The following is a 13071-nucleotide window of genomic DNA, read 5'->3' on the forward strand; positions in this document are numbered from 1 at the left end:
CATGACAACCAAGCCCTTACACCTTGCTTTTATCGGCGGAGGCATGAATTCGGCCGTCGGCTACGTGCACTTTAGTGCTGCACAACTGGATAATCGTTTTAAAGTGGTAGCCGGTGCTTTCAGTCGTGATCAGGATACCAATACGGCGACCGCACAACAGTGGGATATCGCCCCTGAGCGCACCTACAGTGACTGGCGCACCCTTATCGAACAAGAAAAAGACCGGGTAGACGCGGTGGTGGTTCTCACACCGACACCGCATCACCTGGATGTACTAACGGCATTACTGAGCAAAAATATTCCGATCATTTGTGAAAAGTCATTGGTCTGTGGAACCGCTGAGACACAAGCCTTGGCCAAAGTGTATGACCCGGCGACACACTTCCTGGCGGTGACTTACAACTACAGTGGTTATGCTATGGTCCGTGAGCTCAAACATCTGATCGCTCAGGGGACGCTTGGCCAGATCCAGAAAATTCACCTGGAAATGCCACAGGAAGGTTTTAAACGTCCGCCGGATATTGCCGGCAAACCCGCTAAACCTCAAGCGTGGCGGCTACAGGATTATCAGGTGCCGACTATCTGCCTGGATTTGGGTGTGCATTTACATCACTTGTCGAGTTATTTACTGGAGCGGGAGCCAACAGAAACCTGCGCTCAGTTTGCTAACCACTCTGACTATCCGGGATTGATTGACGACGTGCAAATGCTGCTTAAATACCCTGACGGGATCCACGGCAGCATGTGGATGTCAAAAACTGCCATCGGTCATCGTAATGGCTTACAGATCAGAGTCTATGGTACGGCGGGCAGTGCCACCTGGGTACAGCTCAACCCGGATGAGCTGCAATTACAATTTAGTGATGGCAGAAGAGAGATACTGGACCGCGCTGGTCAGTGCCAGTACGCGCATCAGTTTCGTTACAACCGCATGAAGCCAGGACACCCAACCGGGTTTGTGGAAGCGTTTGCCAACTTATACACTGATATTCACCAGGGCCTGACGGCCTATCAGGCGGGTATCGCGCCCAAAAATGAATATGTCTTTGGCTTTGCTCAGGCGCAGGCCGGGCTTGCGCTGTTTGAAGCGGCGGTCACTTCTAATGAGCAACACCGGTGGTGTCAGGTTTCCTCCTGACACTCCTTTTAGAGCTCTGAGTAACGCAGTTTTACATCGTTTCTCAGCACTTTACCCATTGGGTTTCTGGGTAGTGCACTGAGGCACTCAAGCGCACGTGGTTGCTGGTAATCCGTCAGCTCAGCTAAACACAGCAACCGCAGCTCGCGACTAATATCTACATCATCCTGCTGCTCATAAACCACTTTGATATATTCGCCCAGCTGCCTGTCTGCACAACCAAAAGCAACACAATCAATCACTTTGGGGTGTTTCTTAATAACGGCCTCGATATCCTGCGGAAAGATATTGATGCCCCCGCTGGAGATCACCTCTTTTTTACGTCCGACGTAATACAAAAAGCCGTCTTCATCCAGATATCCCAAGTCGCCCGTAAGAAAATACCCTTCAGAGTCATAAGCATCTTGCGTCTGCTGTGGCATTTTTAAATAGCCACTGAACCCGGTTGTCGTCTGACAGGCAATCTCACCCACTTCACCAGCATCCAAAGTACGCCCTTCTTTATCCAAGATTTTAACCTGAACAAAAGGTAAAGCCGCGCCGACAGCACCGTTCTTATCGCGTCGTTCGCTGACACAAAAATCACTGACAACGCCCACTTCAGAAGCGCCGTAACACTCATGCAAGCGACAAGGTAGTTTTTTTAACAGCGCCTGTTTAGATTCTCCGGCGAGCACAGCAGACGACGACACTACGCAGCGCAGCGAGCTCAGGTCCATTTCTTCGTCACTGCTCAGCAAACTCTCTAATTGAGCTGATACGGCAAACAAAAAACTGACTTTATGGGTTTTGATGGCTTCCAGCCATTTCGGCAAAGTAAACTTGGGCAGGATCACACTGGTTGCACCCAGCATCAGCGGCATCAACACCCCGCGCTGGGCCAGCGAGTGATAAAGCGGTGTAGCAACCAGCACGACCTCATCCAACGTTAATCCGTAATAGCGGATTGTGGCGTCAAACGCACGACTGATTTTACATTGCTGGCTCAGTACGATGGGTTTAGGCTGACCGGTCGAACCGGATGTCATTGTGAGTATAAAAGGCGCGTTAATATCCACCTGTGGCTCTGGGATATTTATCGCCTGTGCGGGCAACTCCTCTGACATAATATCCTGCCAGCACGGCTCATCAGCAACGGGCTGCGAAAGACTGAGCAGATTAGCAGGCTCTATGACTGCATCTGCCAACAGCGCTCGCCCGATAGAAGGCCAGGCTATTACCGCTGCAACGGGGGTCTTCTTTAACGCCACTGACAGCGCATCGCCCTTCAGGCTGATAGGTAGCGGCACAATGGCAAGGCCGAGGCGCGCCGCTGCCAGCATCACAATCGGGTATTCCAGGCCGTTCGGCGCAAATAAAGCTACCCGCTGACCCGGTTGTAACCCTAAGCGGTAAAAATGGGCACACAGCTTCAATACTTTGATATTCAGCGCCTGATAACTCACTGTTTGTTGCTCAAACACCAAAGCGACCTTCTCTGGGTGAGACTGCACATGCTGCGCAAAAATTTGATAGATATTACTCACAGTCTGTCCTCATTGGATATTTGGCGACAAAGTTAAAGTCCTGATGGCTGGCACCAGGAAAGAGCTGCTGCACAGCTTTATAACCGGGCTCATCTTCTGCCAGCGTCGCAAAGCCTGCCCGCTCATTGAGCAAGTTAACAAATCGATTTTGTTTATTGATCACCGCAACCCAGATGGCATCAGGGAAAGCCTCGCCCGTAAGTGTCAGCTGCCACTGCAAAATGAGCTGAGCATGGACAAAATTAACCGCGTCACTGGCTGCAAACCAACCACCAAACAGATAGACCTGTCCATCTATTGTGGTACATTGGTGCCAGACGTAGAGTAGCGGTTCATCGTCCTGCAACAGCACAAATGAGTTACGGGTTTGCCGGAACCACCAGCGATAATGCTCCACTTCATTAATTCGATCGGTAATAGTCATACGCCAGGCGTTATCACTGCGGTTACGGGCACTGAGATAACGGTTGATATGCACATCTGTCACCGGCAGCAATCGCAAGTTATCCGTCAGTGTCCAGCTGATTTGTGGCTGTTCATTGAGGTCTCTGAGTGCGGTCAATCCTGCGCCCGTTCCATTTAACAAAGCAGCGGCAATACGCTGCGCACCCAGCCCGTCCACCTTTATAGCCGCTTTTGTGCAAAGCTGATGAACTCGTTTACGCTCACTGTACAAAGTTGCGATTAGCTCGGTCACCTTGTGTTTATCCTGCGCCAGCAAGTCCGGAATATGCAGGTAATGCCCCAGCGCCTCTAGGTCCGCTAGTTCATTATCCTGATTGACAGCCAGGCTAAAGCTCAGCGCAGGGGTTTGTGTCGCAGCCAGTTCGTACAAAGATGTACCCAGCGCGCCAACAAAAAAGCCACAGCGCTGATAGTAGCCAATCAAACTGGTTGCCTGTTCAATCAAAACTAAGCGGCTGTGTTGCGCGGCCAGTGTGTATAGCTGCTCGGTGTTCGTGGCCTTGGGGCCTATCACCACCTGTATTGGTGTGTTTTCCAGTCCAGCGGGCGGCATATCGAGTAGGCGGGAAATCCATTGCGTAGGCACCTGCCAGTCTCCGCCTCCGCCCAGTGAAAATAACAGCCCGCCATCACGCACGTCGGTCTGCGCCTGGCAGTACTCGGGTGCCAGAATACAATAATCGGGGCCCAGTAAAGTCTGGCTGTGCTGAGCAAGTTTGCCATTGTAACGCACAGCAGTCTGTGCCCCCTGCCATTTAGCATCTACCACCAGGTCGGCCACATGTGCCCGGGCTAAATCATCCATGGCCAACAAGGAAGCCCCGGTTTGCCGAATAAGTTGTTCCCATTGCACATCAAAGCCATAACCATCGACCACCCAGCGGCTGGCTGTTAATCCTCGCTGTGCGAGGACATCCAGGGCAAACCGGGCGTCACTGGCGGTATCTGGTTGCTGCGGTACTTCGACTAACTCGATATCCAGATCGTGATAAAAACGCGCTGGCACTGTATCCGCATCCACCAGCATCATCACTCGTTGCTGCTGCTCGAGCAACGCTTTAGCCAGCCACTTAATACGCATAAAGTGACCCAGGCCACAGCGCGTGTCTACACGAATGGCTATCATGCCAGAGCCACTATGGCATCAGCGAAACGCCCCACTTGTGCATTGCGTGTATCCAGCAGCAGTTCGGGTGGGACTGACAAGCCAAAATGCGCTTCGATGTGCATGATCATCGATAACACCTCAAAGGAATCCAGCACACCGGCGGCGATAAAATCGAAAGACTCAAAATCAGCCTCGCTGACCACCACAGCACGTGCTTCAAAAAACTCTTTCAGCAGAGCCAGGACCGCGTCGCGTTGTACACTCATAGCAAGTCTCCCCAGCTTAGTTGCATGCCACGCGTCAGCGCCTTGTTGACTGTGCGGCCAATAACATCCGGTAAGGATTTGGGCATAATTTCTCCGCCACCAGGTCGCATCTGTGCAACATGTTCTGGCGTGATCCCCTCCCCCGCTTTGATGTCTTTGACGATATACACACAGCGGCGTGCTTTAGACGCCTCGCTGGGGTAATGAACCCGCCCCATTGCCAGTTCAATTTGCCGAACGCCATGCACTAACGCAGCCAGGTCATCCGGTGTCATTGAGAAGAAACTGTCTGCGGTGTTATCCTCTTTGCTCATCACAAAGTGCTTTTCAATCATACATGCACCGACCGCCACTGAAGCCAGCGGTACATCATTCCCCAGCGTATGATCAGACAAACCAACAGGACAACCAAATGCCTCTCGCATATGCGGTATGGTGCGCAGGTTAATACTGTCGGCCGGAGCAGGATAGGTGCTGGTACATTTCATCAAGCAAAGCTCTTTAACTCCCGCTTCCTCGGCCACTTTCACCGCCTCGGCAATCTCTACCAGAGTAGCGCCGCCCGTTGACATGATCACCGGCTTGTTGGTGGCTGCCACATCACGAATAAGTTGATGATCAATCAGTTCTGGTGATGCAATTTTATAGGCCGGCGCATTCAGTTGAGCAAGCAGGTCGACTGCGGTTTTATCAAAGGGTGAAGAAAAGCAGGTGATACCAATTTTTTCAGCCAACTCAAACAGCTCAGCATGAAAATCCCAAGGCATATAGGCCCCTTTGTAGAGGTCATACAAATATTGACCCTGCCAGGGGCCAGTTGCCTCAAAATGCGGCAGTCTACAGTCCATAGTTAGCGTATCTGCGGTGTAAGTTTGCAACTTAATTGCATCAGCACCGGCTTCTTTCGCTGCATAAACCAGCTCTTTGGCTTTACTTAATGACTGGCCATGATTTGCAGACATCTCCGCAATGATGTAGCAAGGTTGGTCATGGCCAATGACCTTATCACCGATTCTCAATTCTTTATCGAACAAATTGCGCTCCGCTAGCTAGATTGTTGAAGTCTTCATCAATATATTCTACTTATTGTTTTTAAGGATATCGGTCAATACCTTAAAAGCTTTACAGCTCATTTTAATATGCTATCGTTTCAAAGAATTAAGTCCAAGAAATTTATTATCTGATGAGTGAATTATTCGTCATTATTCAGGCTAGAATGACATCCAGCCGGCTGCCCGGTAAAGTACTATTGCCGCTTGGGCCGCAATCAGTGTTAGAGACAATGCTCAGTCGCTTGGCACCCCTTAAACAAAATATCATTGTTGCAACGACTAAGGATGGTTCTGAAACCCCTATTATTGAGGTATGTGAAAAGCGAGGAGTAAAGTATTTCAGGGGGTCAACTGAAGATGTACTTCGCCGTTACTACGAAGCAGCCAAGTTTTTTGGAGCTACTGAACGGGATATTGTCGTAAGGCTGACAAGTGACTGTCCTTTCATTGATGCCACATTGGTCCAAGCTGCCATTCATAAATTTAAAACTGAAAGTTATGATATGGTGTCACTCGGTCCACATTCAGGCTTTCCCAGAGGCCTGGATACGTGTGTTTTTCCATTTTCATTGCTAAAACTGACACACCAAAGAGCTATTAGTCAGCAGGATAGAGAACACGTCACGCTTGGTATGGCAAAATTTAAGAGCATTCAAATTTACAATATTAGCGCTTATAAAGATCTAAGCCAATATCGAATTACTTTGGATGAGCCTGACGACTACACAATGCTCAGCACGCTATTTGCGTTCTTTGATCATAAAGTCAATTTTACATTAGAGCAGCTATTCAACACACTGCTAACTCAGCCTGATATCACAAAGATTAATCAGCATGTAGAACAAAAAACCCACTAGCGGCATGAGTATTGCTTAAGCTAGAACAATATTTAATTGAGCAAATGATATGAAAAATGTACTAGTCACTGGCGCATCAGGATACGTTGGAAGTGTACTTGTCCGACTACTACTTGAACAGAACTGTAACGTTATCGCGATTGATAGATTCTTTTTTGGTGACAGATTACCTTCACACAGCCGTTTGACAAAACTTAAACTGGACTGTCGTACCCTGACGCCAGAGCTATTTGTGGGCGTAGATGTAGTCATTGATCTTGTCGCACTTTCTAACGATCCAAGTGGTGAGTTGTTTCAAGATATTACTTTCGATATCAACCATGCGGCCCGAGTAAAAACAGCAACTTTGGCAAAAAAACTAGGTGTAAAACGATATATTTTACCATCAAGTTGCAGTATTTACGGTTTTCAGAAGGTACGTGTCGATGAATCGTCTAAAACAAATGCTTTGACAACGTATGCGATTGCCAATGAAAGGGCTGAATCAGGTGTCCTCGCTCTTTCCGATTCATCTTTTTGTGTTACCGTACTACGGCAGGCAACATTATTTGGATATAGCCCAAGAATGCGCTTTGACCTTGCGATCAATGGAATGACACTCGGCGCCTTCAAAGATGGCAGACTTCCTCTTATGCGTGATGGCACACAAAAACGCCCTATGCTGCATGTCAAAGATACATCAGAGTTAATGTGTTTGCTAATGAATGCCCCTACAGAAGTTATTAATGGAGAAATATTCAATGTTGGTGGTAATGAGCAAAACTATCAACTCTCACAGTTGGCCGATAGTGTCTGCAAAGTTGCCGAATCACTTCTTGAAAAAAAGGTAAGCATCAGTTGGTACGGAGATCCTGACGAACGAAGTTACGAAGTGAGCTTTGATAAAATCAATAGTAAACTTGGCTGGCAACCAAGGTACGATGTTAATTTTGGTGTTCAAGAAATAATGAAAAAGCTTAAAAGTGGTGAACTAGTGAATACACCCGACACTATAACTCTCAATTGGTATAAGTCACTTATAAAGTGGCATAAAATAATCAATGATACTGAACTAGATGGTAACATTTTACACTTAAGTGAGCGTTCACTATGAAAGGGTTAGTTCTTGCGGGAGGGACAGGTTCCCGGATGTACCCCGTCACTCAAAGCGTTAACAAGCACCTCTTACCAGTGTTCGACAAACCAATGATATTTTATGCAATTTCTGTCCTGATGCTGGGAAATATACGGGAGATTGGCGTTGTTTGTAGAGATATTGACAAGCCGGCATTCGAACGACTACTCGGTGACGGTTCGAAACTTGGATTAAAAATTGAGTACATTATCCAGACCCACGCAGCAGGAATTGCTGACGGCATCAAGCAAGCCAAACGATTTTTGGACGATGCACCTTTTTGCCTAATTCTAGGGGATAATTTTTTCTTTGGCCCCGGACTTACTCCTCTATTAAAGGATGCCATGGCAAAGTTTAAGCAAGCAACAGCTTTTGCCTATGAAGTAAAAAATCCCAGCAGCTTCGGGGTCATCTCATACAATAAGTTAAATCAGGTCGTATCAATAGAAGAGAAGCCTTCTAAACCGAAATCAAACAAGATAGCAACTGGGCTGTACATGTTTGACAAAAATGCTATATCGTATGTAGAAAAGCTTACAGCATCTAATCGTGGTGAGCTAGAAATTACAGATTTACTCAATGTGTACATAAAAAACCAAGGATTATCTGTTGAAGTGCTAGGGAGAGGCTATGCTTGGCTGGATATGGGCACTAGCGAGAGCCTTATGGAAGCATCAGTCTTTATACAATCTATTGAAAAGCGGCAAGGTTTTAAGATTGCCTGCCTTGAGGAAATTGCATTTCGCAAAGACTGGATTTCGATTACTGAGCTCCAATTGGCAAGTGAACAGTATAAAAATACGACCTATGGAGAGTACTTATCAAATGTACTAACTACCCTAAAATGATTCACGTAACCTCTCCCTACCTCCCATCAATGAAAAAATACATCAAGTATGTAGAGGGTATTTATGAGCGCAAATGGCTTACCAATGATGGACCTCTAGTTAAAGAGCTCACTGCGCGACTAGAAGCTCAACTTGGCGTTAATAATTTACTCCTAGTCTCTAGTGGTACCATGGCATTGCAAATCGCATTCAGAGTAAAAAACCTGCGTAACAAACATGTCGTGACAACACCATTTACCTTTCAGGCTACATACTCAGCACTGGAATGGCAAGGGTCACATGCTAGTTTTTGCGACATAGATACAGACACCTGGAATATGGACCCCTATGTTTTGGAACAACAACTGCAAGCAGGGAAGCAGGTGGACTGTGTTGTACCCGTTCACACATTTGGTAACTCATGTGCTGTTGAAGCTTTCAATGAGCTTCAACAGAGGTACAAATTTGATATAATTTACGACGCCGCACATGCCCTGACAACACTTGATGATAAGAATAAAAGCATCTTGACTTATGGCGATATCAGTTGTTTTAGTCTTCATGCTACTAAACTATTTCACACTGTTGAAGGAGGTGCTCTCGTTTTTAAAAATGACAGTGAGCTAGAAACGGCAAGAAAGATGATTAACTTTGGGCTGGATGGTGAATTCGCATCTGAAGCGGGCATAAATGGCAAACTAAGTGAATTTCACGCCGCTATGGGATTATCTGTACTCGACGATTTGGATTTAATTTTATCCCAACGAAAAGACCAAATTGCGACTTACAAATCACTTTTACATAACTCTGTTAATTATCAGGCTGTAATTGTAGGGCATGACATCTGTCCATCATATATGCCCATTTTGTTGCCCAATGAACATTCTGTTTTAAATATTATCAATAAACTCGCTAAACTCAATATTTTCCCAAGGCGATATTTTTATCCTGCAATCAATAAAAGTCCGTACTATCAAAAGATTTGCCCTAATATATCAATGCCTGTAGCTGAAAACGTTTCCAGTAGGATATTATGCCTACCTCTGTTTCCAGGGCTAAACAAGCAAGCAATTTCGCAAATAAGCAACATAATAACGCATGAAGTAAAATCGACTCTTCGTGGGTAAATGCAGTAAGGTAAACTATGAGAGAAATCGTTATATACGGCGATGGAGCAATGGCTAAAACCATTTACCCATATATCGCACAGAACTATAAGGTCAAGTGCTTTACGGTAGAGCGTGCATACAGGACATGCTCAAGTATGTTTGGTCTACCTGTATGTGATTTGGAAACGCTACCTAATGGGGATTTCTACTTCATTATCGCCATTGGCTATGGGGAGTTAAACCAACTCCGGGAACAGTACTTTGCTTTAATGAAAAAAAGCGGTTACAAACCTGGATATTTTTACTGTCCTGAGCAAAAGAAAATGCATCATCTGGAGGTTGGTGAAGGCAGTATAGTACTCGCCAAATCATCCATACACTGCGGCACTAAGATTGGCAAAAATGTTTTTATCTCTTCAGGGGTTAACATTGGCCACTGCTGCACAATTGAGGATAATGTATGGATAAACTCAGGTGTCACTATCGCGGGTAATACAACGATTGGCAGAAACTCAATTATATGCATCAATGCCACAATAGGGAACGACATTGTAATTGGTCAGAGCAACTTCATTGGCGCTGGCACATTGATAACAAAAAGTACTCAAGACTTTGCCTGCTATGCAACTGAGCCAACAGCCCAGCTCCCAATACCTTCTACTACTTTCACGAAGTTATCCCAGAGAATGCGCTGAAAAAGCGCTGACTTCTCAAGACAATTAGGAGTTCTTGTTAGGTAGGAGCCTAGAAAAACATCTATATTGTAAGAAATAAACTGCGAACCCTTTCAATGCCTCGTTAGGCAAACAATCGTATAAGTAAAGGAGCAGCCAGCGCTAAAGAGATATCGCTGGCTAATTTTTCGAGTGATATATTATACGTCAATAAAAACTACTGATTTACATCATGCAGTGCTAACAGCTCAGGTTCCATCCCGGGCCACATAAATGCCATGTTAGTATGAGCAATGTGAAAAATACTATGCTCAACACTGTAAGCATCGACGAATTCAGTAACATCTGTAAAAACGTCAGAATTATAATCGTGCCAAACAAGTACGCCACCTTCAGAAAGCATTTCAAGCGCTTTTTGTGTATCACTTTTAATTATTTCCGTTTCATGACCACCGTCAACAAAAATAAGGCCGCATTGCTTTGTCAGCTCAGATGTAGAAAAAGTCAGACTGTTACAAAGTAGCCTCACTATTTTAGCTTTTATTTCATCTCTTTCTTTTTCTATACATTTTGCCTGCTCTTCGACACTTTGCAGTCTTAGCATGTGATCTACTTCTTCAGCTTTTGAGTCGAAGCTTTTTCTGTCTACATCCTCACATGGTATGTCCAGTGTATATACGACTCCGTTTTCATCTATATTTCTAGCTAAGAACACGGATGTATGACCCATAAACGTCCCGAACTCAAAGACTTTAATTGGCCTAATCACCTTAATAAACGCAAGCAGCATTGCAGACTCAAGTAACGTAAGGCTGCCAATATAACTTGGCGGCATGAGAAATTCCCCTGCAATATTTTCTCCGGTGACTCTTTCTTCTACCATCTTTATCAAGACTTTTGGCTTTATCTTTATAACTTTGCCGCTCATTATATGACTCCTTAATCTACCTCAAACCAAAAGTCTGGATGGTAATGTTTAAATATATCAGGGTACTTCGCCCTTGCTGTAAAATAATTTCGTTTTGATAAAAGCTCATCGTCAAGACTGCCATACCTAGCAGTAGCAACCCAACGAGACTTCTGTGAGTAGTTTATACCACTTCGGTGCAGCAACAAAGCATCAAACAAAATCATATCGCCGGGCAACACCTCTTGTAGTTCAATTGAATTTTCCTCGAACTGTTTTTCTAATATATCCAACTCTCTTAACTTTATATAACGAGAGTTATGAAACTGACTTTTAATTTTATGGCTATATTCTATCGGCAACAATTCACATTTTGGCACTACAACTCTCATTCTACCCATATTTTTCTCAACTGGGAGAATTGGTATCCATGCAGTAATGGCATTTAGCGACAGCATATTGTAAGGGTAATCTTGGTGCCATGGTAAGTTTGTAAAATCGCTATTTGGCCTATCTATTCTTAGTACATTGCTATCATCAGCAGATTGAATATTTTCGGTACCCAACAATGCATGAATCCACTTCATTACATAATCTGATGAGATCAACTTCTTAAATGCAGGTAAGTCTTTACCAATAGTCAGCAAATACTTAGATTTCTCTGGATCGAGAGACTGCTCTACCAAATGATGTACTTCATCGAGAGACATTCCAGCTTTAAAGTCTAGGCTATGATTCTTCAAAACCGATTCAAAGAACTGGCGGAGCTTATTTTCAGTTTCTTCAATTAGCTCTTTTGGAATCGCATTTTTGACAACCACTATTCCCAAATTTTGATAGTGTTTAATCGCATCATGTGAACAAAAATCGTCACGTTGTACTTCAGATATCTTGTCAAAAGTTTTCATGTCAAAGCCTTGTTATTTTTGGGAAGAAAAAACATTACGCTTTCAGACCAGCCCTCAGTGTAATGCCTAAAACGAAGTTTGTACTTATTATTGTTAGATAATACAAACTCAGGAATTTCCCAAAAGTGATTTGGATCATGATATACGGAAATTGCCATAACGGGTGTATCTTCTTTGATATGAACCTTTGCTCCTTTTAATGCTTTTAAATCAAAACCTTCAACATCAAGCTTTATAAAGTTAACACACTCTCTGACAGATTCATCTATAGTAGTGACTTCAATACTTTGCGAACCTGATTCAGAAAAAGAAGAATATGTAGTTTTTAAGCTTGAAAACTGCAAGCAATCACTTTCATCCGACAAGCCTTTCTGTTGTATTATAACATTGTCAAATTTCGATAGGTTCTTTCTCGCATTTTTTGCGTTACATTCATCCGGCTCAAATACGTATATCTTACTGAAATCCCCACCATAGAATTCAATATATTTTTCAGCAGTATCTCCATCAAATCCACCACCATCGACGAAGATACCTGCAGCATCATCTTTAATAAAACCCTCGAAGTATTGCTGTTCAATACTAACCTTGAAGCCAAAGTCTCTACAGTTGTCTCCTGTCAATCTGTACCACATAACTTGACTAAAGCAGTTTTTTGACTCATCATCTTCCAAACTATTAAATACTTTCATAATCTGGGGTGAATGTTTAGAACATGCGATATAGGTCTCACGAACAAAATCAGGAACATCTAAGCATTCATGGAATGCTGATAACTGAGTGTAGCTGATTATAATCCTTGGCTTTAAATTTCGAGAAAGATTAAAAACGGTCAATGGATAAATAGAGTGAGAACAGTTTATTATATTCATTCCTTGAGGAACTTTTTCTCTAGAAACGATGGGCACTCCTTCATAAACTTGTCCATCTCTTCCATCGTCGATAATTAAGTCAAGTTTAAAGAATTGACATAGTCTTCTAGAGTCTTCATTAAAACCAAAGCATACTAACTTAGTATCCAGCTTATCAGGAATATTTCCATAGTAAGCTCGAATAAATGCTTTTACATCCTTAAATTTCGTCAGACTTGAAAATACCTTATTCACTAATACCCTCCAGG

At 44.2% G+C, this 13071-nt stretch carries 13 protein-coding genes; 6 read left to right on the forward strand and 7 right to left on the reverse strand.

Going from position 1 to position 13071, the window contains the following annotated elements; genetic code table 11:
• Position 1: 1 nt before the first annotated feature.
• The gene (locus tag TW77_RS05305; protein WP_046003925.1) at positions 2–1138 is read left to right on the forward strand and encodes a Gfo/Idh/MocA family protein; all 1137 of its coding nucleotides are present in this window, start codon (positions 2–4) and stop codon (positions 1136–1138) included.
• An 8-nt stretch (positions 1139–1146) separates the two neighbouring features.
• Here the strand turns inward: TW77_RS05305 and TW77_RS05310 are convergent, their stop codons facing one another.
• The 4 genes from TW77_RS05310 to pseI are packed head-to-tail and all read right to left on the reverse strand — an operon-like array spanning position 1147 to position 5537.
• Positions 1147–2664: a class I adenylate-forming enzyme family protein gene (locus TW77_RS05310; protein WP_046003926.1), complete on the reverse strand. Its 1518-nt coding sequence runs from the start codon at positions 2662–2664 to the stop codon at positions 1147–1149.
• Complete coding sequence (locus TW77_RS05315) at positions 2657–4255, reverse strand: hypothetical protein (protein WP_046003927.1); 1599 nt, start codon at positions 4253–4255, stop codon at positions 2657–2659. Before TW77_RS05315 ends, TW77_RS05310 begins: the two co-directional genes overlap by 8 nt.
• Positions 4252–4503 (reverse strand): phosphopantetheine-binding protein, encoded by a 252-nt coding sequence (locus TW77_RS05320; RefSeq protein WP_046003928.1) that lies wholly within the window; start codon positions 4501–4503, stop codon positions 4252–4254. Before TW77_RS05320 ends, TW77_RS05315 begins: the two co-directional genes overlap by 4 nt.
• On the reverse strand, positions 4500–5537 hold the full coding sequence (pseI, locus tag TW77_RS05325) for a pseudaminic acid synthase (RefSeq protein WP_046003929.1): 1038 nt from the start codon (positions 5535–5537) through the stop codon (positions 4500–4502). Before pseI ends, TW77_RS05320 begins: the two co-directional genes overlap by 4 nt.
• 149 nt (positions 5538–5686) lie before the next feature.
• Between pseI and TW77_RS05330 the strand changes: the two genes are divergently transcribed.
• The 5 genes from TW77_RS05330 to TW77_RS26010 are packed head-to-tail and all read left to right on the forward strand — an operon-like array spanning position 5687 to position 10157.
• The gene (locus TW77_RS05330; RefSeq protein WP_082078844.1) at positions 5687–6412 is read left to right on the forward strand and encodes a cytidylyltransferase domain-containing protein; all 726 of its coding nucleotides are present in this window, start codon (positions 5687–5689) and stop codon (positions 6410–6412) included.
• A gap of 49 nt (positions 6413–6461) precedes the next feature.
• Positions 6462–7505: an NAD-dependent epimerase/dehydratase family protein gene (locus TW77_RS05335; RefSeq protein WP_046003930.1), complete on the forward strand. Its 1044-nt coding sequence runs from the start codon at positions 6462–6464 to the stop codon at positions 7503–7505.
• The gene (gene rfbA / locus TW77_RS05340) at positions 7502–8374 is read left to right on the forward strand and encodes a glucose-1-phosphate thymidylyltransferase RfbA (RefSeq protein WP_046003931.1); all 873 of its coding nucleotides are present in this window, start codon (positions 7502–7504) and stop codon (positions 8372–8374) included. The genes TW77_RS05335 and rfbA overlap by 4 nt, the downstream gene beginning before the upstream one ends.
• 29 nt (positions 8375–8403) lie before the next feature.
• Positions 8404–9480, forward strand: a complete 1077-nt coding sequence (locus TW77_RS05345; RefSeq protein ID WP_162197944.1) for a DegT/DnrJ/EryC1/StrS family aminotransferase — start codon at positions 8404–8406, stop codon at positions 9478–9480.
• A 17-nt stretch (positions 9481–9497) separates the two neighbouring features.
• On the forward strand, positions 9498–10157 hold the full coding sequence (locus tag TW77_RS26010; RefSeq protein ID WP_046003933.1) for a hypothetical protein: 660 nt from the start codon (positions 9498–9500) through the stop codon (positions 10155–10157).
• A gap of 196 nt (positions 10158–10353) precedes the next feature.
• Here TW77_RS26010 and TW77_RS05355 read toward each other — a convergent pair whose 3' ends face one another.
• Genes TW77_RS05355 through TW77_RS24130 form a run of 3 tightly spaced genes read right to left on the reverse strand, consistent with a single transcriptional unit; the run spans position 10354 to position 13057 of the window.
• A complete protein-coding gene (locus tag TW77_RS05355; RefSeq protein WP_046003934.1) occupies positions 10354–11064 on the reverse strand; it encodes a class I SAM-dependent methyltransferase in 711 nt (236 codons plus the stop codon).
• 11 nt (positions 11065–11075) lie between these two features.
• Positions 11076–11951 carry a phytanoyl-CoA dioxygenase family protein gene (locus TW77_RS05360; RefSeq protein ID WP_046003935.1) on the reverse strand — a complete coding sequence of 292 codons (876 nt, stop codon included), beginning with the start codon at positions 11949–11951 and terminating at the stop codon, positions 11076–11078.
• Positions 11948–13057: an FkbM family methyltransferase gene (locus TW77_RS24130; protein WP_052713045.1), complete on the reverse strand. Its 1110-nt coding sequence runs from the start codon at positions 13055–13057 to the stop codon at positions 11948–11950. The genes TW77_RS05360 and TW77_RS24130 overlap by 4 nt, the downstream gene beginning before the upstream one ends.
• Positions 13058–13071: the final 14 nt, after the last annotated feature.

Source organism: Pseudoalteromonas rubra, assembly GCF_000967655.1.
Taxonomy (GTDB): Bacteria; Pseudomonadota; Gammaproteobacteria; order Enterobacterales; family Alteromonadaceae; genus Pseudoalteromonas; species Pseudoalteromonas rubra_A.